The sequence below is a fragment of the Bdellovibrio bacteriovorus HD100 genome (genome assembly GCF_000196175.1).
Taxonomy (GTDB): Bacteria; Bdellovibrionota; Bdellovibrionia; order Bdellovibrionales; family Bdellovibrionaceae; genus Bdellovibrio; species Bdellovibrio bacteriovorus.
In genome coordinates this window covers 1,333,142-1,357,875 of sequence record NC_005363.1, presented here as the reverse complement: position 1 = coordinate 1,357,875, position 24,734 = coordinate 1,333,142, and the positions used below count along the sequence as shown (strand labels likewise).

The window sequence follows — 24,734 nt, the reverse complement described above, 5'->3', positions numbered from 1 at the left end:
ATGAAACAACTTCTGGTGTTGGTGGCTTTGTCACTTCTTTCCTCTTGCGCGATGAAGGGGCAAAGCATTCGTGATGTTCCCACTATCAACTCTCAAAACATTCAAGCACCGTTGCGCGACCTTCCGAAAAAAGAAGTGACCATCAGCGTGGTGGATGCCCGCAAAGATGAAGTGAAAGCTCAGAGTGATGAACTGCGTTCGGAAGTCCGCCGTGCGGTTGCCGAGGCGTTGGAACGCCAAGGGGTGGCCGTGAAAACGCCGGGGGCTAATTCTTTGCTGTTAACAATTGAAGACTATCAGACTGGCCAGTTCAAAGAAGGCTGCGTGAAAGTTTCTGGTGTCCTGACTATTCCCAACAAAGCCAAGGCCAAGGCCGAAGCTTCCAGTTGCTTTGAAACCAAACACCCGTTCGGCTTCAAAATGGGCACGGATATCACCAAGGCTTACGAAGAAGCCTTGAACCTGCTGTTCAAAAATCTGGATTCTGCTTTGTCAGAAATTTATTCGCACTAGAAAGGCCCCCATTTCTGTCCGAGTTGCACAAAAAAAAGACAGCCCCAACCATTCCCTGACAATCTCCTGACAACTTTCGTGGAACAAATTGGTTATAGTCCCGGCTCTGTAAAACCATAAGGAGATAACATGAAAGCACTTATCTTGGCCCTGGCTTTGGGCGTTTCTGCGACGGCTCAGGCTCACAACTGCGTTTCTGCGGATGGATTGATCATCCCTAACGGCAAAACTGTTCGTATGTATTACAGCGCCGAACCGACAAAACAAATCGGCCCTAACTACACATGCAACAGCACGGCCCGCACGCGCACTTGCATCGATGGCGCACTGTCCACTTCCGAGATTAAATGCAGCCAATATGATTCTGGTGGTTGTGTTGACTGGTGGATGGACCGCCTGGAAGACACCGACTTCAGCTTCGCTCAGTGCAACGACTAAGTTCTAAAACAAAAAAAAGCCAGGTTGATGAACCTGGCTTTTTTTATTCCAGCATTTTCTTCAGCTCGTCTTTTTCCGCATCCCCGGCCATCAGCCACCAGACCTCGGTCTGCATTTCCACTTCCATCGTCCTGAAATTTTATGTTTCAGTGTGAAAGTTAACATACTTCAAAGGCCTTCTTGTATTTTGAAAGTACAGCTTTGTCTTACACCGGTGACATGATTTTGAACCCATAACAGTTTACCCGGCACCGTTCGCACGTTCTTCAAGCAGGAGCCCCCGACACTTTGGAGGTCTTTTGACGAACCCTAAGCATCTAACGAAAGCTGTTTCTTTCGCTGCCATTGCTATTGCATTTTTGTTGGCGGCAGGTTGCTCCCCTTCCTCTACTTCCCTGAAAGATCTGGCCAGCACCATCGAAGATGGCAACGGCAGCGCAGGAACACCGGACACCGGTGAACAAACTCCGACGGAACCCTCCAATCCGACAGAGCCGTCCGCACCCTCCGTCCCCGACAACAGCTACAAAATAGAGGCCCTGTCCTGGGAAACTTCCACAAATCCTGAGCGCAGACAGTGGTCAGAATATTTGCACAAGATCATCCTGGATGACTGGAACACTCTTTTGGGTGGCGCAGATGACATGAGCAAGTTCTGCCCTCGCTACAATTCTTTGGACAACGATCAGCGGGCCAACGTGTGGGCGGCCCTGTTCTCGGCCATGGCGAAATACGAAAGCGCTTACAGCCCGACTTCACGCATGCATGAAACCACCATGGGCACCGATCCTGTGACTGGCAATCCGGTTTATTCGGAGGGTCTGCTGCAACTGTCTTATCAGGATGTGCAGTGGGCGCGCTGGTGTGAGTTTGACTGGAGCAAAGACAAAAACCTGGCCGCCAAAGATCCACGCAAAACAATTCTGGATCCCTACAAAAATCTTTATTGCGGAGTCGGCATCATGGCCAAACAGATCAAAAACAAAGGTCTGATCACAGTAGGCTCCGGCGCGTACTGGGCTGTGCTAAAAAGCGGTGGCAAATATCAGAAGATCTCCGAGATCTCTGGCATGGTCAAAAAATTATCCTTCTGTAAGTAACAAGACGGTCGGGCGTCGCTCTGATTTCCCTCGGGGGGCGCCCGTTCCGCACGATCTTTTTGTTTTCTAAAACATTTCCTTTAAAATCTTAGCCTTTCAAATATTCTGCACCGATCCTATAGACCACCACATACGTGGGAGGAATCATGCAGGAGCCATTGGATCAGTCTGAAAAACATATCCAGGAACTGTGCCCCATCTGGGAGCTGGACGAGATGCAAAGAGCATCCAAGCGCCATCAGCGCGAAACCGTCCCGTATCCGTCGCAGATGAACAGCTCGCGGGACAACTTTGAAGACTACTATCTGCACCCGCACTCTCCTCCCGCCCCAACTGAAAGGAGCTCTTATGCTTAGAGCCGCGATAGCTTTCTTTATCATTGCGATTGTTGCCTACATCTTCGGTGCCAGCGGCGTAGCGGGGATGTCGGTGGAGATCGGGCGAATTCTGCTGTTCGTCTTCCTGGCCTTGGCCATTATCAGCTTTGTCATCAATCTGGTCAGTGGTCGAAAGCCCTGACGGAAAAATAAAAAAGGCGCTGTCACCAGCGCCTTTTTGTTTTAGTGAATCCAACCAATCAGAATCGCACCCAGTGTGCAGGACGCCACCACGATCCACAAACCCACTCCTTGCAGAAAGGGTTTGATGCCGACACTTTTCAGGGTTTCTTTCGTGAGATTGGCACCAATCAGGAATAAGGTCACCACCAAGGCGCGCTTTGCCACGGTTTCAACCACATGGCCCACCGGGCGAAGTTCCGGAATCCAAGTCACCAAAGCCGCTGCAATCAAAAAGCCCAGAATGAACCATGGCTTCTTTGCTTTGCCGGCTCCGCCCTCCACTTTTTGACCGCGGAAATAGAACAAACCAATCAGGAAGGTCACCGGAACAATCCACAATGCGCGCGCAAGTTTAACTGTTGTTCCCACCTGCAAAGATTCAGGACCGTATTGCAGTGTGGAGCCCACCACCGAACTTGTGTCGTGAATTGCCAGCGCACTCCAAAGGCCGAACTGGGTTTGTGTCAGATTTAGCAGATGTCCAATCCAAGGAAAAATCACCAGAGCACAGGCGTTCAACATAAACACTGTTCCCAAAGCCACCGACACTTCATGAGATTTGGCGCGGATTGTAGGAGCCACCGCCGCAATGGCACTGCCACCACAGATCGCAGTGCCCACTGTGATCAATGTAGAAGTATCCCGTTCGATCTTAAGCATACGCCCGATCAACATTCCCAGCAGCAGAGTGAACGATATGCCCACCACGGTGTAACCGATGCCTTGCAAACCCACTCGACCCACCACCATCAAATCCATCCCGGCCCCCAGGCCGATCACAGAAAGACTTAGCAGATGATGAGTGTAGCTGCGGGTTTTGTCGACATATGGGTTCCCCAGGGCCACGGCTAATACGATTCCCAGAACCAGGGCGGCCGCTGAAGAGACAAAAGGGAAAAAGCACAAAAGTGCCGCTATCGGAAACGCAATTTTTGCTATTTTTGTTTTGTTCATAGACTCACTATGCGCGGCAGGCATCCTTCTGTCACCTAGCATTCGCAAAAATGCATTTTGTCGGAGTGCTAGGCGAAAGCCGATTCAACATCTTATGCTTTCCACGAACAAAGGAGGTTGCAATGCAACGCAAAGGTTCAGCTCACTGGCAGGGAAATCTTCAAAATGGCAGCGGCGAACTGTCTACGGAAAGTGGCGCTCTTAAAAATCTTCCCTATTCATTTTCCGACCGCTTTGAAAATGGCATGGGAACCAACCCCGAGGAACTGATTGGCGCGGCTCACTCTGGGTGTTTCGCTATGGCTCTTTCCGGAGCCCTTGCTAAAAAAGGATTCAATGCGGAGTCATTGGATGTCTCTGCAACTGTGACCTTGGAAAAATCTGGCGACGGCTTTGTTATTCAGTCTTCCAAACTGAAGCTGCGTGCGCTGGTTCCGGGCATTGACCGGAAACTTTTTGAAACCATCGCCCAGGATGCCAAGGTCAACTGCCCGGTTTCCAAAGTGCTCAAGGCTGAGATTTCTTTAGAAATCGACTTCCACGAACTTCGTTCCCCGTCCGCCACTGCACACTAGTCAATCAAACACCCCCGGATCTTTCCGGGGGTTTCTGCTTTAGGGATGATGATCACGTTCGTGTTGATGGAAGATCTCGTGGATCTTCTTCTCATCGTACTGGCCGATCGCCTCTTCGACCAAAAGGCTTTCCCGATCACGGCCCAGCGTCAGTACTGCAGCCACTTTTTGATCTTCATAATAGGCCACAGCGAAATCTCTGCTGTTAAGATCCCCCATCACATCCATTCTATCAAAGCGATCTGAGTGTCCGACGTATCCCAAGCTCAAATCATAGTGCTGTGTCCAGAAGAACGGCACATCCTGGAACTTTATCCGGTCCCCCATCATGTTCAATGCCGCCGTTTGCCCTTGGCGTTCGGCGACCTCCCAGTGTTCCACCCGGATGGAGCGCTGACTGTGAGGGTCTGGCCATCTGGCAATGTCCCCCGCCGCAAAAATGCCAGGCACACTGGTTTCAAGATATTCATTCACCAGCACCCCATTTTCGACCCAGCAACCCGCCTGTTCAGCCAATTGAGTGTTAGGGTGAATTCCCGTGCCCACTATCACAAAGTCACAGTCCACACTGTGCCCGTCATCCAGCAGAACACTGCGCTGACGGATTTCTTTGATCGTGTGCCCCAGATGGAAGATCACCCCGTGTTCTTCATGCAGTTTGTGCAGCACACTTCCAACATGGACGCCGACAACTTTCAACAAGGGCATCTCTTCCGGTGCCACCACATGCACTTCCAGATTGCGCTGGCGAAGGGCTGCCGCCACCTCAAGGCCGATAAATCCGGCCCCCACAATCACCACTTTTTGCGCCCAGGATGTGCGACCGATAATGCGCTGGCAGTCCTGCAGGGTGCGCAGATAAAACACGTGATCCTGCTTGATGCCCGGAATCGGCGGGTGGATCGGTTCCCCACCTGTCGCCAGCAACAGTCGGTCATAGCGCAAAGTTTTTCCATTCGACAGGAACACACTGCGCCTGTGAGCATCGACCTTTTCCGCCTTCGTTGAAAGTTCAAAGTGAATTTTGTGAGTCTGATAGAATTCCTCGGTCTCCAAAGGCACCCAGTCTTCCGGGATATTCCCCGCCAGATAGTCCTTCGACAGATTCGGACGGTCATAAGGCAACGACTTGTCTTCGCTGACAATAGTGATGGAACCGATAAAACCCTGTTTGCGCAGCATGATTGCCGCGGCGGTCCCCGCAGCTCCGGAACCCACGATGACGTACCTCTGCGATTCACTCCACTCCCGCGGCCGCACCGTGCTTTCTTTTTTGCTGGTGACAAAGACCTTGCTTCCGCGCACTTCCACATTGTAGGCCGAAACAGGATTCAAAGCCGGAGCCTTCAATGCCTCCCCCGTGCGCAGATCAAAACAGGCATGGTGCCATGGACAGTGCACAGTTTCTCCGACCACCAGTCCATCAGCCAGAGGACCGCCATAGTGTGAACAGGTCGCACCGATGGCAAAGTACTCTTCATCATGGCGAACCAGAATCACCGGCTCTTCCCCGACATAGCCCAGCAGACTTTTATCTTCACGCAGCTCGCTGAGATCCACTCCCTTGGATAAATTCGGTCCTTTCAATTCAGCACTGGTTCCCATCAGACACTCCTTTGAATGGGCATATCATAGTAATTTTCCGCTTCAGGCTGGAGCAGGACCTCGACGAAAATGCTAAAAAGCAACACAGTTGCAATGTAAATAGAATTAAATGTATTTCTCAGTGTCTCAAGGTGAAACAGCCCCCGCAAAAATCACCCCAACCATCTTCAAACAAAGCCCAATAAGTCCGATAATAAAGTGTTGTATCCGTGGCCAGGAGGCTGACTTGAAACAGTGGGTGAAAAAACTAGTTGATCAGTTTGACATGGACTGGGGCTCGAACAGTGGCACTGAAAAAGCCAAGGATGTTCCTGCCATGAGCGAAGAGCGTGCGACACTGCTCTTTATCCTCGACGTCATGAACAAACACCTTTTTGAAATCCAAAACCATTCGGTGCGCAAAGTGCGCAACAAGCTGGATAACTTCTCTAAATCATTAGTGAAGCAGGATCATGCCGACACCGAGCGTGTGCTGTTTGAAATACGTCAGTTTATTTCCAGCTATCGCATTGATGAATACAGCTATGTGCAAAACACCTTTGATGATTTCAAACGCATCATCTGGGAATTCGCCGATCATCTCAGCGAAGAGGTCGACGCCGAGGCTTCCGCCAGCGGCGACATCAACCAGAGCCTGGAACAACTGCGTGAGGCCGTGGAGTCCAACTCTATCGAAGACCTGCGGGCCAAATCCCGCGAGTTCATCAACTTCTATCTGAAGCATCAAAGCACCCACAACGAACGCCGCTCCAAACGTATGGAGGCGATCAAAAAGAATCTGACCACGGTCAAAAAACAGCTTATGGAGGCCAACACCACCATGAGAAAAGACCATCTGACCGGGGCTCACAACCGCAGAAGCTATGACGAGCAAATCCGCCGTTACCTGCAGTTGCATGAAATCGACAAAGATCCGATGACCTTGATTATCATGGACATCGACTTCTTCAAGAAGATCAATGACTCTTATGGACATGACATTGGCGACTTTGTCCTGCAGGAATGCGTGCGCCTGATCCAGGAAAGCTTCTCTCGCGAAGAGGATTTCATTGCCCGCCTGGGCGGTGAAGAGTTCGCGGTGATCTTGCCAGGCTGTGATGCCCAGGCAGCTGTGCGCATGGCCGAAGAAGCCATGAACCGCATCCGCAAAGAAGTCTTTGTTCACGAAAAGTTTGAAATCCGCTTCACCGTGTCCCTGGGTATCGCCGAAGTGATGCCGGGCGAAAAAGCGGACGCCTTATATAAGCGCGCTGATGAAGCGCTGTACGAATCCAAGCAGACGGGACGCAACAAATACACTGTGTCCAAGGGTTCCCAGATCAAACGTGTGGCCTGAGGCACTGTCCAACTTTTAGACAGTTGTCTATAGAACTATGGTGACTACAAAAGCCTGAACAATCGTTCGGGCTTTTTTTATGTTCAGAGATTTCTGAACACCCGCAGTGAATTTCCGGTTCAGATACATTCAACCCACTCCCCGTGTTGGCTTCATGCTTGCTTTAGCACTTCAGCATGAAAGCAATTCTGTTTTTAATCACTACAGTTCTGGGGGCCTCGATGAATTCATACTCTCAAGAGAATTCAGAAAAGGATATTGTGGTCGCGATCATCGACACCGGCGTGGATGTGAACCATCCACTGCTTCGCGACAACCTGTGGGTGAACCCCCGCGAAAAAGACAATATGAAAGATGATGATGGCAATGGATATGCCGATGACCTCCATGGATGGAACTTTGTTTCCAACAACAATGACCTGACCGACAACCACGGTCACGGGACCCACGTGGCGGGCATCATCCAGCAGCGCACCCGTTCGTCGCGCGTGAAGTTCATGATTTTGAAGTACTATGATCCGTCGATTCCGGCAAACGACAACCTTATGAATACTGTGAAGGCCATTCGTTATGCCACAAAGATGAAAGCGGATATTATCAACTATTCCGGCGGTGGCGACGAAAGAAGCCCCATGGAAGAGGCAGCCATTCGCGACGCCCAGGAACAGGGCATTCTATTTGTCGCTGCCGCCGGCAACGAAGGGCGCAACACCGACCTGGTGGGCTATTACCCCGCGGGATACAAACTGAACAACATCATTTCCGTGGCCGCCATGGATTCACAAAGGCGCCTGTTGGCCTCGAGCAACTTCGGCACGGGCTCGGTGGACATCGCTGCTCCGGGAAAGAATGTGTTTTCCGCCCTTCCCGGTGGAAAGTACGGATACATGAGCGGCACCTCCCAGGCCACCGCCTGGGTCAGTGGCCTGGCCGCCTCTTTGATGCTGAACCGCCCTTGGGAAACCCTGGCACCGCAGGAAATTAAAAATGCCCTGGTGAAAAGTGGCATCAAGGACCGCCAGCTTTCAAAGAAAATCCGTTCCCAGACTCGCATTTCAAACCTTCAGGCGGGACTGAATCTGGAATAGTTGCTCGCAGTCACCAAATGACGCTACACTGGGCGTATGTTGAAACCTGCATTGATTCTGCTGCTGCCCCTGATGATCACCGCCTGCTCTGAACGTCTTCAAGCCCGCGAGGTCGCGACCATCAAAGCCTCTTGTGAACATGATGAAAAGACCTTCCGCTGTGTGGAGGTGCTGAAGAATTATGACGGTGACACCTTGACTGTGAATATTCCCAACGTCCCGGCGCTTATCGGTAAAAAAATCAGCGTGCGTGTGTCCGGCATCGACACTCCTGAAGTGAAAACGAAAAACAAATGTGAAAAGGAAGCCGGGCGCATTGCCCGCAACCTTGTGGCCAGCACCCTGAAAAGCGCCAAGAACGTCGAACTGCACAATGTTCAGCGCGACAAATACTTCCGCATTCTGGCGGACGTCATGGTTGACGGCAGATCTTTGGCGGACATCCTGCTAAAGAACAACCTGGCCTATGCCTATGATGGCGGCACCAAAAGCCATCCGGACTGGTGCAAGTCTTTGCGCCAGCCCGCCAGCCGCTAGTACCTGCATGATTGCACAGCCAGGCTCGCCAATATTGCGGGTCTGCGTCCCTTTGGCCAGAATAACTCCATGGCACATGAATTTCAAAAACAGCGAATTTCGGACTGGCATCGTTCCACATTAGGAAGTCATATCACTGACAGCACCCGTGATATCGACACGCGGGACTTTACGCCTTCCGCTAAAACATCGGACCTGCGGTTTCGCGTGGACGGTCTTAAAGTGCTGCTGAATGAGCTGGCTGACAAAGGGATTCAAATTGAAGAACAGGTGGTTGAAAACGATTTTGGATCGTTTGCGTGGATTCATGACCCGCAAGGACTGCGCATTGAATTGTGGGAACCCGCCCCCTGGAAAAACAATCTGATCAACATGCCAGAGCCGGACTGAATCACTTCAGATATCGGTCGAAGATCTTTTTTGTCACGCCCTCTTTTTTCAACTGCAAAAGGGTGGTGTTAAAACGCTCTGCCAGTTGCGCGCGATCTTTGCCCGCGGCTTTGGAAAACACAACGTAAGACGGATTTTCTGAAACCACAAACACCTGCTCAAATTCGTCCTTATATCCCAAGCGCTTGGCCAAGAACCAAAAAGCTTCTTCCGAGGCCACAACCACATCGACCCGCTTGATATTGTCAGCTTTGAGCTTTTTGACCAGCATTTCCTGTGTCGTGCTGTGATCCAGGCGCAGCTGTTTTTTGAACTCATCAAAGGAGGGCCCATAGGAATAACGATCATTCACCCCCACCGTCAGACCTTTGAAGTCCTCCAATCCTTTGACCCTGACTTTCCTTTTTTTCAGGGCAAAAGCCAGATTGCGTGTCTGACTGACGGGTTCATTTGGGAAGTGGAACACCTTCCTGCGCTCTTCTGTTTCAAATGGCGGAAACAGGGCATCGACCTTGCCGGTTTCAGCCATCATCACGGCCCGCGGCCATGGATAGGTTTCAAAGACCGGCTCGACCTTCATGCGTTTGCAGACTTCACGGATGATTTCAATATAGGTGCCTTTCAGCTCGGCCCCTTCCCGGTAAATTTTCGGAGGAATGTCATCATAAGAGGCGAAGACGATCTTTTCGCCACGCGCCCCCACTGCCAAAGTAAAAACACACAAAAAAAGAAAAAGACGGTACATACTCACTGCCCATACGTTCAAAATTGAGTTCGGAACAGCATGATATTGACCGTGAAAATATTCAACCTATTTTGGCTCCCATACCAGTAAAAGCAGGGACAAAGCCGCATCTGATTCAGCCCCGAAACCCCTGTCTAAAGAGAAGCGAATCCTGTTGTTTTTACTCGATCCAAGCCCCCGTCCCCGCCCCACCTGCATGGTGAAGCATTTCAGGTGGCAAGGAGCTTGCTTTGTCTTTAAAGATTGAATGCTTTTTAAACAGTGGAGTGTTTTGTGAAGTTGCTGCTGACCCGTCTTATTCTGGCTGTGGGCCTGTTGTGCTCGTTCTTCTTGGAAATGGCCCTGGCCAAACAGGTGGACCTTCGCCCTCTCCAAACCGAAGTTAAAGATCAAAAGAGCCGCGATACTTGTGCCTATTTTGCTGTGTCAGCATTGATTGAATCCACCATCAAATCCTTCAACGGCCAGGATTATGATATTTCGGAAGAGTACGAAATCTTCCGGCACAAGGTGCTTTCTCCGTGGCGCCCCGAAGTGGAGTTCGGCAACACCTATCAGTTGCTTTTGAATTTCTCAAACGGCAGCAGATTCTATCAGGAAAAGGATCTTCCTTATCAGGAAAGCAGCCTGGATTTCACTAAGCCCTTCACCCCGGAACAAACCAGCTTCTTTGATCTGCGCCAACAAAAGGTTTCCAGTGTCGACTATCGCAGCCTGCGCACGAAAATCCTCACACAGATGTGGGTGCGCAAGCCGTGGTCCGAAATTTTCATGCAGGAACTGGATGCCAAGCGTCCCGTGGTTGTGACCTTGAAAGTGTCCCTGTCCCACATCAACGATCAAAAAGGCACCTTCACTTTCAGCCCGCAGATCAACGCCGACTGTGACAGTGGCAAAATCAGCTGTGGTGGCCATGCCGTCCTGATCGTTGGCTATGACGACGAACAAAAAGTGTTTATGTTTAAGAACTCGTGGGGCCCGAAATGGGGCAACCAAGGATATGGCTATGTGACCTTCGATCATGTCGATGGCTTCTCGGATCAGCCTTTAACAGCGTATTTTGACAAACTCACCGGTCCCATGGTGAGAGTCATCGAACCCTAGCTTAAATTGAAGCCATGAGCGCATTTCAGGAAAAGCACTGGTACCACATGTTCAGCAACAAGGCCCGGGTTCTTTACCCGAGCTCGGACCCGGCGCATGACTATCTTCATATCATGCGCGTGGTGAACACCGCCAAGCAGCTGTGCCAGGCGGAAAAGGCCCGCTGGGAAGTCGTCATGCCTGCGGCCTTCTTTCATGACTTTATCAATGTCCCAAAGAATGATCCCCGCCGGCCCTATGCTTCGAAATTGTCAGCTGAAGCGACGATTGAATACCTGAAGTCAGTGAACTATCCGGAAGAATTCTTCGAAGACATCCGCCACGCCATAGAGGCGCACAGCTATAGTGCGGGTATCAAACCTGAAACCCTCGAGGCCCGCATCATCCAGGATGCCGACCGCCTGGACAGCCTGGGCGCCATTGGCATCGCCCGCTGCTTTGCCGTGTCCACACAGATGAGCCGCCCCTTCTATGCCGAGGAAGACCCCTGGGCCGAATCCCGAGAGCTGGATGACAAAAGTTACGGCATTGATCATTTCTTTTCGAAACTGTTCAAACTGGTGGAACACCTGAACACACCGACAGCAAAAAAAGAAGGCGAACATCGTGTCGCCTTCATCAGAACTTATCTGGATCAGATCAAAAGGGAAATCTAACGACCGCTGTCCTCGCCAAACATGGGCGCGGGCACTGACTCCACGATTCCCGCTTCGGTGACAAATTCACGCATCAATTCAGCCAGCGATGCGGTTTTTTCCGGCGGCATATTCTGAAGAGTTTCGATCATGTGTTCTTGAACTGTGCGGGGGATTTCGCTGAGTTTTTCCAGACCGGAGGGAGTGAGCGATACAACCACTTTGCGGGAGTCTTCTTTCGAGATCATGCGGGATACAAGACCTTGCTCTTCGAGCTTTTTGACCACCACAGAAACGGAGCTTTGGTGGGTGGTGGTCCGCAAAGCCAGGTCATTGATCGAAAGCCCTGGCTCTTCTTTGAGTTTCTTCATCACAAAAATCTGTGCGGCACTCAAACCTAGATCTTTCTCAAACTGACTGGAAGAAACACGAAGGGCTTTGAAGATATGGCGGATATAGTCCATGACTTCACCCACCTCGGACCTGTACTCGGAATAAGTATTACTCATGAAAACAATTAAGAACTATTCGCTGAGATCGTGCAAACGATTTTTATATGCATTGCCATACATGACATTTTGCAAAGCCAAACAGAACCTACAGTGATGAGATCTCGAGAAACTCCGGCAAGCCTAGAGCTGAGGCTCCATTTGCGTTCGCAAAGTCAATTCTGTATGAGCGAAGAGCGATGCGATTGTCTGCAAGCTCCACAGTTGATCCATAAAGTTTATCGCCCACTATCGGAAAACCATGACGACTTAAATCAAAACGCAATTGGTGCGAACGTCCAGTGACAGGATTCAGATCCCAGACCTGATAATCGCCCTGCATGCCCCGGAAAACCGCGACAGTCAGGCATTCCTTGCCCTGAGGGCTTTCATACGCCCGGCGCTTTCCGCGCAACAGCCGACAGCGCCACTCGAAGGTGTTCCCCACTTCAGGTGTGAGTTTCAGTTTTTCATTGGGCACGTTGGCCGGGATGTGCGCATAGCTCTGCCCGGTGGTCAAAGCGCGATAAGTCTTTTTGACGGTCTTGTGTTCAAACCAGGCATTGGCTTTACGATGGGCTTCTGCGGTTTTGGCATAGACAACCAGCCCTGACACCTCGAAATCCAGACGGTTCACGGGGAAGATTTGAAAACCTTTTTCCTTCTGCAGGGCTGTGCCCAGACACAGACGGGCGTCATCCTCTTCAAAGCGGCTGGGTGTGGAAAGCACACCCGCGGGTTTGTCACAGATGATAAAGTGAGTATTCTCAAATACGATCTGAATCATTTTTTACTAAGGCCTACGAGGAAGATTTCTTTGGAAATCTTGCGGGTGGAATCCGGCTTCACCGCCTCCACTTTGGCGAAGGTCTTTTTCATCTCATCACGAAGCTTTCCGAAGTCATCACTGTGGAAGAGCTTGCACACGAAATGCCCGTCTTTTTTCAGGAAACGACGAGCGACATCCAGAGCCAGTTCACAAAGTTCCATGGATCTGGCCTGATCGGTCATGCGAATGCCGGTGGTCTTTGGTGCCATGTCTGACATCACGATGTCAAACGGAGGTACGAAGCCATGTTCTTTGAAGATGTCTTCCAGATTCAAATCACGAAGATCGGCCTGAATGAAAACCGCGTTCTTCAACTTCACGGTGACCGGGCTCAGATCCACGCCCAGGACACGGCCCTTTTCACCAGCCATCTTGGAAGCATACTGCGACCAGGATCCCGGAGAAGCCCCCAGATCAAGCACCACCTGGCCGGGCTTGAACATTTTAAATTTCTGGTCGATCTCTTCAAGTTTGAAGACGGAACGAGCCGCAAAGTTTTCCTGCTTTGCTTTTCTGAAGTAGTGATCACGGGGATTGTAAGTCATATCGGAGGGTTATCCAGCGAACCCCCGTCAAAGTCCACCCCTTTTTGGGGCCTCGGTAAAAAGGATTAGGCTTCGCGAGGCTCTTTCACCATCGCCAGCAGAATACCGCCAGAAACGAATAGGATCAACAATCCCACCATGCCCCACCGTGAACTTCCGCTAAGCATCGCCCCCGCAGCCACCAGCAGTGGACCCAGGATCGAGGCAAAACGGCCCACAAGGTTAAACAAACCAAAATACTCTCCACTGGCCTCTTTGGGGATCATACGGCCAAACATGGAACGGCTGAGCGATTGCACCCCACCCTGCACCAGTCCTATCACCGTCGCCAGCAAATAGAAATGCGTCGCCGTCTTCATCTGGGTGGCGGCAATCACGGTCACCCCATACACCACGATACAAACCAGAATGGGCATCTTCGCCCCCCAGCGTTTGGTCAAAGTCCCGAAGAAATAAGCACAAGGGAATCCAATAAACTGCGTGATCAAAAGGGCAGCAATCAAATCCTTGGATTCAAAACCGATCGAAATTCCGTAATCCACCGCCATGGTCATCACGGTGTAGACGCCGTCGATGTAAAGCCAGTAAGCCACCATGAACATAAACAGGTTGCGTTCCTTCATCAGGGCTTTCAGAGTGCCTTTCAGTGTGCGCAGGCTTTCCAGCGTCAAGGTTCCAAGGCCTTTCACGGATCTTTCCGCTTCCGGTTCAGGCACGTTCTTCATCAGCGGAAGGGAAAACGCCAGCCACCACACCGAAACAATCATGAACGAAAGTTTGGTGGCCACAGTCGCATCCGGGATCCCAAAACTAAGAGGATAAAGCGCCATCAGCACATTCAGCAGCAACAGCACCCCGCCGCCCAGATACCCCAGCGAGTATCCCAGCGACGAAGCAAAGTCCATGTACTTGTGTTCCGCCACGTAAGGAAGAAGCGAATCATAAAAAACACTGGCCGCATTAAACGCCGCCAGTGTGATACCATAAGCCCACAGAGCACTGACCCAGTCCCCTTGCGGAATGAACCCCATCCACGCACAGCCCACAACACCAATCAAAGTGAAGAGCATGCAAAAGAGCTTCTTGTAGCCCTTCATGTCCGCGATAACGCCCAAAGTGGGGCTCATCAAGGCAATAGCCAGACTTGAAACGGAAATAGTGACGCCCAGGCGGGCCGTGGTCACGACAGCGTCAGTGCCGACGCTCCAATATTGCTTCAGAAAGACCGGGAAAAATGCAGCCATGACCGTCGTGGCATAACCACTGTTGGCCCAGTCATAAAAAGCCCAGCTAAGGATTTTCTTTTTCTGATTTGGATTCATGCTTCCCCCGCGCTTCAAAGAAAACACGGAACGCGGAAGAACGGAAGAAGAAAATCAGCGCCAGCAAAGTCATAACAAACATCAGACTGGAAAGCGCATTGAGTTTGGGGCTGACCCCCAGCTTCATCGCCGTGTAAAGTTTGACTGGCAGCGTGTCCTGCCCCACGCCATTCACAAAGTACGTGATCAGGAAATCATCAAAGGAAAGCAGAAAACTTAACGCCCCACCACCGACGATCGAAGGCCCCAGCAATGGCAGCACCACCGAACGATAGGTCTGCCACTCTGAAGCCCCCAGATCCCGGGCGGCATCCTCAAAACTGCGATCCAGCGTCGCCAGCCGGGCCCCGACCGTGATCATCACATAGGAGATGCTGAAGCTGACGTGGGAAATCACCACAGTCATCAGACCCAGCTCAAACTGTAAAATGAAAAACAACGACAACAGCGACAAGGCAAAAACAATCTCAGGGAAAACCAGCGAAACCACGGACAACCCCTCGACCGCCCAACGCCAGCCGCCGGCCGAACGGTGCAACCCCACAGCTGCACTGGTGCCAATCACGGTTGAAAGCAGACTTGCCGCTACACCCACCAGCAGACTGTTTTTCAAGGCGTCCATCAGGGCCTGATCATTCACGACTTCGGAGAACCAGCGCAGTGTCCAGCTCCAGGAATCCGGTTTCTTTTCAATCAAAGCGCCCAGAATCATCACCAGAATCGGAGTGTGCAGCAAAAGCAGTGTTATCCACAGAACGACTTTCGCAAACATGGGCGCCTGAGGACGGCTTCGTTCAACCACGGGCACGGCGCGCCTCCCACATTCTGAACACCAGCGCCATCACCAGCAAAAGCAGCATCATCAGCACCGACAATGCCGCCCCAAAGGGCCAGTCGCGGGCTTTCAAAAACTGTTCGGTGATCAGATTTCCATAAAGCATGTTTTTAGCGCCCCCCAGAAGATCCGGTATCACGTATTCACCCAAAGAAGGAATGAACACCAGCAAAGCCCCCGCCCACAGAGCTTTCTTAAGGTTGGGTAAAATCACTGTGAAAAGAATCTTCCAGATCCCGGCGCCCAGATCCTGAGCCGCTTCCACCAAGGAAAAATCAAACTTTTCAAAAGCCCCGTACAACGGCAGCACCATGAATGGCAGATAAGTCGTGACCATTCCGTAAAGCACCAGCCACTTGTTCTGCGTCAGCGCGAAGGAATCAAAGGGAACTCCCAATAATGTCAACCCCGCCTGCAGCGGACCGTCGGCACCAACAAAAAGCCGGATGGCATAGATACGAATCACCAGATTGGTCAAAAACGGCAGCACCACAGCCATCAGATAAAGCTGACGCAAACGCGTGGATGCCGTCGCCATGGCCCAGGACACCAGAACGCCCAGAACCAGACAGACCCCGGTGGTGATCAAAGCCAGCTTGAAACTTTCAGCAAAAATTCCCAGATAGGTCGGCGAAAAAGCCCGTACATAGTTGGCAAGGGTCCACGACCACTCCACACCACCATAGGTTCCCCGCGTGGCAAAACTCACCACAGCGACGATAATAAGTGGCAGCAGGACAAAGACCACAAACCACAATCCCACCGGCAGAAGGAACAGATCTCGTAATTTCACTTTTCACGCTCGCCAAAGACCATGGCGCGACGGACGTAGGCTTCAATGCTCATCCCCAGGCGGATCTGATCCGGTGGGACATTGATTTTACCTTTGATAAGGCTGCCATCTCCCAGACGGATGGTGGCCAGATCCTGACTGACCTCCACCAACTCACCACGCAGCAGACTGGTGGATTCTACAAACTGAGAGGCGAAGATCGTTTCCGGATTCTCATAAATCTCACGCGGAGAGCTGACCTGTTCCAAAACCCCGCGACTCATGATACCGATACGATCTGACAGCGCCAGAGCTTCTTCCTGATCGTGAGTCACACAGATAAATGTCAGACCCAGCTTTTGTTGCAAAGCGCGCAGCTCTTTTTGCATGTGCTCACGCATGCGGTAATCCAGCGCCGACAAAGGCTCATCCAGCAAAAGCACACGGGGTTCATTCACCAAGGCGCGGGCCACAGCCACACGCTGCGACTGACCGCCGGACAAAGTTTCAGGCTTGCGGTCCCGGAACTCGCCCATATCCACCAAGGCCAGGACTTCTGCCACCTTGGCCTCGATCTGGTCTTTCCCCAACCCCTTCAGGCGCAGACCATAGGCGATATTTTCCCCCACCGTCATGTGCGGAAAAAGAGCATAGCGCTGAAAGACCATGTTAAAGGGACGTTTTTGAGCAGGAAGATGATCCACGCGCTGACCATCCAGCAGAATTTGACCGGAAGTGGCACTTTCAAGACCGGCAATGATGCGAAGAAGTGTTGTTTTTCCACAGCCGCTGGGACCCAACAGGGAAAAGAACTCCCCTTCCCCAATGGAAAGGTTGATTCCCTTCAGGGCCGTTTGACTGGAAAAACTCTTGCCGATATTCAGAAGTTCCAACATGCTTCTAACAATAAGAAGGAAATAAAAAAATGTCGAGAATATTGATGGTCGGCCTGGCTCTTTGTGGGCTGCTGGCGGGATGTACAAAGAAGTCTGCTGAAGTTTCTGAAGCCAAAGAAGTCAACCTGTCCATCTGGGGCAATTATATCTCTCCGGAACTGCAGGCTCAGTTCGAGAAAGAAACCGGCATCAAGATCAATATTTCCAACTATTCCTCGAATGAAGAATTGCTGGCCAAGGTGCAAATGGGCTCTTCGGGCATCGACGTGGCCGTGCCTTCGGACTATATGGTCGAAGTCATGTCCAAGATGAATCTGCTGGAAGCACTGAACCCAGATCAGATTTCAAACAAAACTCTGATTGATCCTCAGTTCCTGAAACAGAACTACGATCCAGAGAACAAGTTCTCTTTGCCTTACATTTGGACAACCGCAGGCATCGCCGTCAATCGCGACCTTTACAAAGGCCCGATCAAAAGCTGGAAAGACCTTCTGGAAAATCCGCAACTGAAAGGCAAATTCGCCCTTTTGGATGACGTGCGCGAAACCCTGGGTGCCGCACTGAAAATGAACGGCTTCAGCGTGAACAGCACCAACCCGGAAGAAATCAACAAGGCCAAGGCCACGTTGCTGAAAGCAAAAAAGAACGTAAAGATGTTTGCGTCCGACACCATCGACATCCTGAACAACAAAGAAGTCGCCGCGGCCCAGACCTATTCCTCTGACGCCCTTCAAGCAGCAGACAAGTCCCCTGGCAAAATCGAATACATCATCCCGGAAGAGGGCGGAACATTCGCCATCGACAACCTGGTCATCATCAAAGGCGCCAAACACCCCGAAGCCGCCCACAAGCTGATCAACTTCCTGCTAAGCGAACAGGCAGAGATCAACCGCGTAAAAACAATCTTGGGAGGCCCGGTCCTGAAAAACACCAAAGCCGCCCTGCCAAAAGAACTGCAAAACAACCGCGCCCTGTTCCCGGATGAAGCCACTCTAAAGAAGCTGGAACGAATCCAAGACCAAGGCGAAAAAAACAAACTCTTCGAAGACTCTTGGACAGAAATTAAAACTCACTGATTGTGGGTTTGTTCGTTGCCGGGTGGCGCGGGGTTTGGCTGGGGTCTTGAGGGATCCCGCCTCCGCGGTACACCATCCAGGCGCCGGCAAAGACCGCTGCGTCGGGCTCCCTCAAGTCCCCATCCAAATTGTTCCAGTCGGAAATAGCTAATAACTATCAATGTGTTCTTAACTGCGCAGGTGCACGACGATGCCCTTTGGAACCGATGTCTTTGTGATGGGATTTTCGGAAGTTGTTTCTGAATTGATTGGGACAACGCAAGTTTGCTGGTGAGCTTGGACAGTGCCAGCGCGAAGGGGGCTTTGTCGGCGCCTGGATGGCGCGCATTCGGCCCGGCGGGCCGAACGACAACTGAGCCCGGACGGCGTCCCCCGTAGCGCTGGGACTGGCCAAGTTCGCCAGCAAATCCCCGCGCCAAAACGGACCAAGCAATTCAGAAGCTACTTCCGAACAGCTTCCTCCGCGATGACTTCGACCTGTTCGATGGCTGCTTCATGGTGAGCCCGCGAATCTTCGCTTCGAAGTTCGGAGTACAAACAGGTGACTCCTATGACGGTCAGAATCAACCCCGTGCCTATGTATAAGGTCACGCTTCTTCTGCTTTGGTTAAAGAGGAAGTAGCAGAGTCCGATCAGGATTAAGATCGGCCCAAGAACTGCTGTTGAGGCAAGCACCTGCCTGAGCGCAAATGCGCCAAGCTCCGTATTCATAACCACCACCTACGTTCAATTATTTTGGTTATTTCGTATAACTTTTCGGCAGGACATTGATAGAGCTAAAGCGGTTTAGAGTAAATTCCCCACCTGGGGGATCAATCGTAATTTTCACGACTCAAAGTGAAATTTCTGGCAGCCAGACATCCGGTTTCGAGACAATCGTGAGGTGATTCAAGTCCTTCACCACGCGGATGTTCGCTCCAGCGTCAGTGAACAGCTGCACCTGGCGCTGCGGAATAATAAGTTCATCCAGCTCGGCCACCACAACCTGCACCGGCGGCTGCAACTTCTGAAGGTCCGCCAGGATGTTTTTCGACGGAGTCACGGCGGCCAGATAAGCCGCACTGTAAGTCAGCTTTTCCTGGCCAGAGACAAATTCAACAGGCATGTTAACTTTAAAACCACCGTTGCCATCAGGTGAAATCCACCCGCCAAAGTCCTCACGGAAAACATTCAGGCTGGGAGGCAGGTACGGCGAGATCGCCAGGAATCTGGCAAATTGCCTGCGAATATCAGACACTGCCACACGCAACACAAAACCGCCACCCAACGAGTGCCCGGCCAGCATCACGCGGGAAACCGCGCGGGTCATTTTGATGTGGATGATAAGCTCTTCAAGATCGATTTCGAATTGATGCTGTGACTGCGGATCGGCCGCATTCAGGCTGGCACCGTGACCGCGCAGATCCGGGGTCACCACGGTGCCCAGTCCGGCCTGGGCCATGGCGGTGGCCAGCACACACATGTACCGGCTGTCACTGCCCACCCCGTGATACAGGACAATCAGGTTGTCTGACCATGCGGGGTACAGGCGATAAGACAGGACATCCCCCTGGCGCGTGCGAAAAGTTTCAAGCGGGGAAAGTTTTCCCAGCGGGATTTTGAAACTTTTCAGATCCAGGGTTTGTCCAGGCATTAAGCCATCTGCTCTTGTTGTTTTTTAAGCTGATAGTATTCGTAGTCGCCGTCGTAGATGCGAATCTGGTTCTTATCGACTTCAAATACTCTTGTGGTCACTTCGCGCAGGAAGTGACGATCGTGCGATACGATCATCACAGTGCCCGGGAAGTTCTTGATCGCATCCAGCAGCAATTCGCGGGACTTGATGTCCAAGTGATTCGTCGGTTCATCCAGAATCAGCAAATTCACCGGCTGCGCCAGAATGCAGGCCAGAACCACGCGGGACTTTTCACCACCCGACAGGATCGAGATCTTTTTCTCGGCCTCTTCGCCCGAGAATTTGAAAGCACCCAACAGGCTTCGCACCGTGCCCATGCCAGCATTCGGAATACGAGAGTGAACTTCGTCCACGATCGTCATTTTCGGATCCAGAACGTCCAAAGAGTTCTGAGAGAAATAACCCAGATTAATGGAAGCACCCAAAGTCATTTTGCCTTCGGTGGCATCGGCGTGACCCGCGATGATTTTCAACAGCGTGGATTTACCCGCGCCGTTCACACCCACAACCGCAATACGGTCCAGGCGTTTCACCAATGCATTTGCTCCAGAGAAAACCAGTTTTTCTTTGCCGTCATCACGTTTCCAGATTTTGGAAAGGCCTTCTAGTTTCACAACCTCGTCCCCGCCACGCGGAGGCACCGGCCATTCAAACTTGATTTCAGCTTCCTCATCCGGAATTTCAATACGGTCGATTTTTTCAAGTTTCTTCACACGGGACTGAACTTGCGCTGCGTGGGAGGCACGGGCCGCAAAGCGGGCAATAAACTCCTCTTCCTTGGCCAGCATGTCTTCCTGGCGTTTGGCTGCGGCGATCAGCTGTTCTTTGCGGATGTCGCGCTCTTTTTCGTAGAAGTCATAGTTGCCACCATAGACCGTGATGGTTTTATTGGCGATCTCGACGATCTTGCCAACCAGGCGGTTCATGAAGTCACGATCGTGACTTGTCATCAGGATGGCGCCTTTGAAATTCACCAGCCACTCTTCAAGCCAGACGATGGATTCCACGTCCAAGTGATTCGTCGGCTCATCCATCAGCAGAACTTCTGGATTCAAAGCCAGGATTTTTGCCAGAGCAATACGCATTTTCCAACCGCCCGAGAAGCTTTCGCTGGGACGGTGATAATCATCCGGGCCGATACCAAGACCGGTCAGGATTTCCGCGGCGCGGGATTCCAGGTCATAACCACCCAGGCGCTCAAATTCACCCTGCAGTTCACCGTAGACCTCCAGGATCTTCATCATCTCATCCGGATCCAGATCCGGATCCGCCAGCTTGGCTTCACATTCCTGCATGCGCACTTGCATATCGCCGATGTTACCCACAGCGGACTTCACTTCCTCAAGAGCGGACTTGCCTTTCATCTCTTCGATGTTCTGGGAGAAATAGCCGATCACAGTGCGATCTGATTTGGAAATAGTGCCGCCGTCGATGCCCTCTTCGCCCATGATGATGCGGAAGATGGTGGTTTTACCGGCGCCGTTGGGGCCGACCAGACCGATTTTCTCTCCGGCATTGATCTGGAAAGATCCGTTGCGATAGAGGACTTTGTTACCCTGCTGCTTGGTGATGTTCGATAAATGAATCATAGGTCCTTCGTATAACTTTTTTTAACTGTGAAGGCTTCAAAAAATTTCGGGAAAATCTGCCTTCTTTTTTAGCACCTCTCAGAGTCTACACAAAAAATCCCAAATTCGCGATTTTTCTGGTCCAAATCCCCAAGAGATATCAAGGACTTCGCCAAATACAGACCCGCCTCACATGGTCCCGACGTTGCTCTGGTAGCTCTGCGGGGGTTACACATGATCGCAACAAAGAACCACACTGCAGTTAAAAACTATACAATCGCCGCCGCCTTGATTTCACTCGTTGTTCTGTTCACAGGTTGTGCAAATTCCAGTCAATTTCCAGTCACCAGTCTGGAAGATTCCAACCAAAGTGCAGGGGTCACCGACCCTGGCAGCACCGATCCCGGGGATGATACCGACACCGGCGTGACACCCACTCCAACGCCGGCTCCAGAGCCTGAACCAGAGCCCGGCTATAAGATGCAGGCCCTGGCCTGGGAAAGCACCAAGTATCCAGAGCGAACCGAGTGGTCCAAATACCTGCAGGAGCTGATTCTGAACGAATGGAGCAGCCTGCTGCCCGGCGCAGATGACATCACCACCTTCTGCCCGAAATACAACACCCTGGACAACAACCAGCGGGCCAACGCCTGGGCCCAGCTCTTTGTCGCCATCGCCAAATATGAGAGCGCCTACAGTCCCGTTTCGCGAATGCACGAAACCACGATGGGCACAGACCCCGTGACCGGAGGCAAGGTTTACTCTGAAGGGCTTTTGCAGCTTTCCTATCAGGACGTGCAATGGGCCCGCTATTGCAAATTCGACTGGCAAAAGGACAAGAATCTGGCGCCCACCGATCCAAAGAAAACCATTTTGGATCCCTACATCAATCTGCACTGCGGAGTCGGCATCATGGCCGGCCAAATCAAAAGTAAAGGTCGCATTGTCGTAAGTTCAGGGGTGTATTGGGCGGTGATCAAATCCGGCGGAAAGTACCAACAAATCAATAACATCGCTGCTATCGTCAAGACTCTTCCCTTGTGCAAATAGTTCATTATTCTGGGAAATATTAAAAATATATAAAGCTTTTCGCGCCAAGATCGACTATCTTGGCGCATCTTTTTGAAGTGGGCTTGGATCTGCCGCAAGCAGTGCGGTATCAATGCACATATGGTGTTTTTTATTTGAGACCACTTCCAATACCTGAAAGGTCTCTAATGACTCCACTGACAACCGTAGATAATTTTGAAAGCTTTGGACTGAGTGCACCCGTGATGGCTGCGATGGCAGACATGGGTTTCACCACTCCAACCCCCATCCAGCGTCAGGCTTTGCCGATTCTGCTGGCCGGTGCCAATGACTTTATCGGTCTGGCATCCACAGGCACCGGTAAAACCGCGGCCTTCGGTATCCCGCTGATTGAAAACATCGACAGCACTGTGAAAGACACTCAAGCTCTTGTTTTGAGCCCGACACGTGAGCTGGCTCTGCAAGTGGCAGAACAGCTGACTTTGCTGGGTAAGAAAAAAGGCGTTCGCGTAGTAACAATCTACGGTGGCGCTTCTTACCGCACCCAGATCGACGGCATCAAACGTGGCGCTCACATCGTCGTGGCGACTCCGGGCCGTCTGGTGGACTTCCTTGAACAGAAAATGATCAAACTTCAGAGCGTGAAAACTGTGGTTCTGGATGAAGCGGACGAAATGCTTTCCATGGGCTTCAAAGAAGCTCTGGAAACAATCCTTTCCGCGACTCAGCCGGATGATTCCGACTCTGTTCGTGCGGCTTGCCGTACTTGGTTGTTCTCTGCAACCATGTCTTCTGAAGTTCGTCGTTTGACTTCCACTTATCTTGAAAATCCTGAAACTGTCTCTGTGAACAAAGTGGGCGGCACTGCTGACACTATCGAGCAGGTTTACTACACAGTTAAAAATTCCTATAAAACTGAAGTGATCGGCCGCCTGCTGCAAACTCTTCCGGAATTCTATGGCATCATCTTCTGCCAGACGAAAATGGAAGTGGCAGAACTTGCGGACGTTCTGACTCAACGTGGATTCCCGGCAGATTCCCTGCACGGCGACAAATCCCAGCAGGAACGTGAAGCGACTTTGAAGAAATTCAAACAGCGTCAGGTAAAGGTGATCGTGGCAACAGACGTTGCGGCCCGTGGTCTGGATATCAAAGACCTGACCCACGTTGTGAATCACTCATTGCCTTGGGACTCTGAGTCCTATGTTCACCGTATCGGTCGTACCGGCCGTAATGGTCAAAAAGGGACTGCGATCACTCTGGTGAACCCGGAGCAACTGACTCTTCTTCGCCGTGTGATGCAAAACACGAAAGCTGTTTTGACCAAAGGTGTGATCCCTTCTGCTGACGAAGTGGCTGGCCTGAAAATCAAAGACGTAATGGACAAAGTCACTTCCATGGATCCAGAAGCAGTTCAACTGCAGCTGGCTTCCGACCTGATTCAGGATCTGATCCAGGCTGAAGACATCAACTTCAAAGAACTTTCCAAAGAAGAACTGCTGGCGCGCTTTATCGCCGCTTACTTCCCGAACGTGTTCGTGAAGAAAGATCTGATGCTTGACTACATGGGTGACCGTGTTCCGCGTGAGCTTCTGCCACGCGATCCAAACGACAACCGCTTCACCCGTGGTGGCCGTGGCAACGACCGTCGCGATGACCGTGATGATTACCGTGCCCGCCGTCCATTCGGTGGTGGCCGTGGCGCCAGCGCCCCTGCCCGTGGCTTCCGCTCTGAAGGCGCCCGTGCTGAATTCAGCGGTGGCGAACAGCGCGCAGAAAGAACCGAAAGACCGGCTTTCCGTGACCGCCCAGAAAGAACTGAGCGCCCTGAAAGAGCCGAGCGTCCTGAGCGCAGCGAACGTGCTGAACGTGCCGAGCGTTCCGAACGTTCTTACCGCGCTTCCGCCAGCAGCGACCGTCCGGCCCGCGCGGAGCGCAGCGAGCGCTCTGAGCGCCCTCAGCGCGCAGAGACCGACCGTCCAGAGCGTCGTGGTGACCACCCGGGCATCAAACGCTTCCGTGGTCCGAAGCGCCAGTTCCGCGAGCAGTAATATTCCTGTCTCAATCTGAGACAGCGCAGTTTTGTCACGACGGTGTGATATTTCTGATCAAGAGCAGA

28 protein-coding genes are annotated in these 24,734 nt (G+C 51.8%); 15 read left to right on the top strand and 13 right to left on the bottom strand.

Annotation, left to right across the window (positions count from 1 at the left end; genetic code table 11):
- The 5 genes from BD_RS06550 to BD_RS18050 all read left to right on the top strand — a co-directional run bounded on the left by BD_RS06550 (position 1) and on the right by BD_RS18050 (position 2,570).
- Entirely contained in the window at positions 1 to 513 is a 513-nt protein-coding gene (locus BD_RS06550) for a YajG family lipoprotein (RefSeq protein WP_226988086.1), read from the top strand.
- Between the two features lie 129 nt (positions 514 to 642).
- Positions 643 to 951: a hypothetical protein gene (locus tag BD_RS06545; protein ID WP_011163933.1), complete on the top strand. Its 309-nt coding sequence runs from the start codon at positions 643 to 645 to the stop codon at positions 949 to 951.
- Between the two features lie 299 nt (positions 952 to 1,250).
- Positions 1,251 to 2,051, top strand: a complete 801-nt coding sequence (locus tag BD_RS06540; RefSeq protein WP_011163931.1) for a hypothetical protein — start codon at positions 1,251 to 1,253, stop codon at positions 2,049 to 2,051.
- A gap of 146 nt (positions 2,052 to 2,197) precedes the next feature.
- On the top strand, positions 2,198 to 2,407 hold the full coding sequence (locus BD_RS06535) for a hypothetical protein (RefSeq protein WP_038448790.1): 210 nt from the start codon (positions 2,198 to 2,200) through the stop codon (positions 2,405 to 2,407).
- Positions 2,400 to 2,570 (top strand): DUF1328 domain-containing protein, encoded by a 171-nt coding sequence (locus BD_RS18050; protein ID WP_011163929.1) that lies wholly within the window; start codon positions 2,400 to 2,402, stop codon positions 2,568 to 2,570. The genes BD_RS06535 and BD_RS18050 overlap by 8 nt, the downstream gene beginning before the upstream one ends.
- Before the next feature lie 41 nt (positions 2,571 to 2,611).
- On the opposite strand, the gene BD_RS06525 is transcribed toward BD_RS18050, so the two are convergent.
- Positions 2,612 to 3,565, bottom strand: coding sequence for a YeiH family protein (locus tag BD_RS06525; protein ID WP_041583503.1), 954 nt, complete (start codon positions 3,563 to 3,565; stop codon positions 2,612 to 2,614).
- A 122-nt stretch (positions 3,566 to 3,687) separates the two neighbouring features.
- Between BD_RS06525 and BD_RS06520 the strand changes: the two genes are divergently transcribed.
- Positions 3,688 to 4,140: an OsmC family protein gene (locus tag BD_RS06520; RefSeq protein ID WP_011163927.1), complete on the top strand. Its 453-nt coding sequence runs from the start codon at positions 3,688 to 3,690 to the stop codon at positions 4,138 to 4,140.
- A 39-nt stretch (positions 4,141 to 4,179) separates the two neighbouring features.
- On the opposite strand, the gene BD_RS06515 is transcribed toward BD_RS06520, so the two are convergent.
- Entirely contained in the window at positions 4,180 to 5,745 is a 1,566-nt protein-coding gene (locus BD_RS06515) for an FAD-dependent oxidoreductase (RefSeq protein ID WP_011163926.1), read from the bottom strand.
- Between the two features lie 226 nt (positions 5,746 to 5,971).
- Here BD_RS06515 and BD_RS06510 point away from each other — a divergent pair, with 226 nt between their 5' ends.
- The 4 genes from BD_RS06510 (at position 5,972) to BD_RS06495 (ending at position 9,096) form a co-directional block, all read left to right on the top strand.
- Entirely contained in the window at positions 5,972 to 7,081 is a 1,110-nt protein-coding gene (locus BD_RS06510) for a GGDEF domain-containing protein (protein ID WP_038448782.1), read from the top strand.
- 176 nt (positions 7,082 to 7,257) lie between these two features.
- Positions 7,258 to 8,169 carry a S8 family peptidase gene (locus tag BD_RS06505; RefSeq protein ID WP_011163923.1) on the top strand — a complete coding sequence of 304 codons (912 nt, stop codon included), beginning with the start codon at positions 7,258 to 7,260 and terminating at the stop codon, positions 8,167 to 8,169.
- 36 nt (positions 8,170 to 8,205) lie between these two features.
- Complete coding sequence (locus BD_RS06500) at positions 8,206 to 8,706, top strand: thermonuclease family protein (protein ID WP_011163922.1); 501 nt, start codon at positions 8,206 to 8,208, stop codon at positions 8,704 to 8,706.
- Positions 8,707 to 8,775: 69 nt separating this feature from the next.
- A complete protein-coding gene (locus BD_RS06495; protein ID WP_011163921.1) occupies positions 8,776 to 9,096 on the top strand; it encodes a VOC family protein in 321 nt (106 codons plus the stop codon).
- Position 9,097: 1 nt separating this feature from the next.
- Here BD_RS06495 and BD_RS06490 read toward each other — a convergent pair whose 3' ends face one another.
- Complete coding sequence (locus BD_RS06490) at positions 9,098 to 9,841, bottom strand: substrate-binding periplasmic protein (protein WP_041583502.1); 744 nt, start codon at positions 9,839 to 9,841, stop codon at positions 9,098 to 9,100.
- Positions 9,842 to 10,114: 273 nt separating this feature from the next.
- Between BD_RS06490 and BD_RS06485 the strand changes: the two genes are divergently transcribed.
- Both BD_RS06485 and BD_RS06480 read left to right on the top strand, forming a co-directional pair.
- Positions 10,115 to 10,945 (top strand): C1 family peptidase, encoded by an 831-nt coding sequence (locus BD_RS06485; RefSeq protein ID WP_231839302.1) that lies wholly within the window; start codon positions 10,115 to 10,117, stop codon positions 10,943 to 10,945.
- A gap of 14 nt (positions 10,946 to 10,959) precedes the next feature.
- Positions 10,960 to 11,601 (top strand): HD domain-containing protein, encoded by a 642-nt coding sequence (locus BD_RS06480; protein WP_011163917.1) that lies wholly within the window; start codon positions 10,960 to 10,962, stop codon positions 11,599 to 11,601.
- Here the strand turns inward: BD_RS06480 and BD_RS06475 are convergent.
- The 7 genes from BD_RS06475 to BD_RS06445 all read right to left on the bottom strand — a co-directional run bounded on the left by BD_RS06475 (position 11,598) and on the right by BD_RS06445 (position 17,267).
- A complete protein-coding gene (locus tag BD_RS06475; protein WP_231839301.1) occupies positions 11,598 to 12,089 on the bottom strand; it encodes a MarR family winged helix-turn-helix transcriptional regulator in 492 nt (163 codons plus the stop codon). The two genes, BD_RS06480 and BD_RS06475, sit on opposite strands and share 4 nt — an antisense overlap.
- A gap of 88 nt (positions 12,090 to 12,177) precedes the next feature.
- On the bottom strand, positions 12,178 to 12,855 hold the full coding sequence (locus BD_RS06470; RefSeq protein WP_011163915.1) for an RluA family pseudouridine synthase: 678 nt from the start codon (positions 12,853 to 12,855) through the stop codon (positions 12,178 to 12,180).
- Entirely contained in the window at positions 12,852 to 13,442 is a 591-nt protein-coding gene (locus BD_RS06465; RefSeq protein ID WP_011163914.1) for an RlmE family RNA methyltransferase, read from the bottom strand. Before BD_RS06465 ends, BD_RS06470 begins: the two co-directional genes overlap by 4 nt.
- A gap of 65 nt (positions 13,443 to 13,507) precedes the next feature.
- The gene (locus tag BD_RS06460; RefSeq protein ID WP_080558988.1) at positions 13,508 to 14,764 is read right to left on the bottom strand and encodes an MFS transporter; all 1,257 of its coding nucleotides are present in this window, start codon (positions 14,762 to 14,764) and stop codon (positions 13,508 to 13,510) included.
- Positions 14,733 to 15,566: an ABC transporter permease gene (locus BD_RS06455; protein WP_011163912.1), complete on the bottom strand. Its 834-nt coding sequence runs from the start codon at positions 15,564 to 15,566 to the stop codon at positions 14,733 to 14,735. Before BD_RS06455 ends, BD_RS06460 begins: the two co-directional genes overlap by 32 nt.
- Positions 15,559 to 16,392: an ABC transporter permease gene (locus BD_RS06450; protein ID WP_011163911.1), complete on the bottom strand. Its 834-nt coding sequence runs from the start codon at positions 16,390 to 16,392 to the stop codon at positions 15,559 to 15,561. The genes BD_RS06455 and BD_RS06450 overlap by 8 nt, the downstream gene beginning before the upstream one ends.
- Positions 16,389 to 17,267, bottom strand: a complete 879-nt coding sequence (locus BD_RS06445) for an ABC transporter ATP-binding protein (protein WP_011163910.1) — start codon at positions 17,265 to 17,267, stop codon at positions 16,389 to 16,391. The genes BD_RS06450 and BD_RS06445 overlap by 4 nt, the downstream gene beginning before the upstream one ends.
- 29 nt (positions 17,268 to 17,296) lie before the next feature.
- On the opposite strand from BD_RS06445, the gene BD_RS06440 reads away from it, so the two are divergent.
- Positions 17,297 to 18,343, top strand: a complete 1,047-nt coding sequence (locus BD_RS06440; RefSeq protein WP_226988083.1) for a polyamine ABC transporter substrate-binding protein — start codon at positions 17,297 to 17,299, stop codon at positions 18,341 to 18,343.
- Between the two features lie 441 nt (positions 18,344 to 18,784).
- On the opposite strand, the gene BD_RS06435 is transcribed toward BD_RS06440, so the two are convergent.
- The 3 genes from BD_RS06435 to BD_RS06425 form a co-directional block, all read right to left on the bottom strand.
- A complete protein-coding gene (locus tag BD_RS06435; RefSeq protein WP_038448761.1) occupies positions 18,785 to 19,054 on the bottom strand; it encodes a hypothetical protein in 270 nt (89 codons plus the stop codon).
- Between the two features lie 121 nt (positions 19,055 to 19,175).
- Positions 19,176 to 19,976, bottom strand: a complete 801-nt coding sequence (locus BD_RS06430; RefSeq protein WP_011163907.1) for an alpha/beta hydrolase — start codon at positions 19,974 to 19,976, stop codon at positions 19,176 to 19,178.
- A complete protein-coding gene (locus BD_RS06425) occupies positions 19,976 to 21,607 on the bottom strand; it encodes an ABC-F family ATP-binding cassette domain-containing protein (protein WP_011163906.1) in 1,632 nt (543 codons plus the stop codon). The genes BD_RS06430 and BD_RS06425 overlap by 1 nt, the downstream gene beginning before the upstream one ends.
- A 213-nt stretch (positions 21,608 to 21,820) precedes the next feature.
- On the opposite strand from BD_RS06425, the gene BD_RS06420 reads away from it, so the two are divergent.
- Positions 21,821 to 22,636, top strand: coding sequence for a hypothetical protein (locus tag BD_RS06420; protein WP_011163905.1), 816 nt, complete (start codon positions 21,821 to 21,823; stop codon positions 22,634 to 22,636).
- 167 nt (positions 22,637 to 22,803) lie between these two features.
- Positions 22,804 to 24,666 carry a DEAD/DEAH box helicase gene (locus tag BD_RS06415; RefSeq protein WP_231839300.1) on the top strand — a complete coding sequence of 621 codons (1,863 nt, stop codon included), beginning with the start codon at positions 22,804 to 22,806 and terminating at the stop codon, positions 24,664 to 24,666.
- The last annotated feature ends 68 nt before the right edge of the window (positions 24,667 to 24,734 follow it).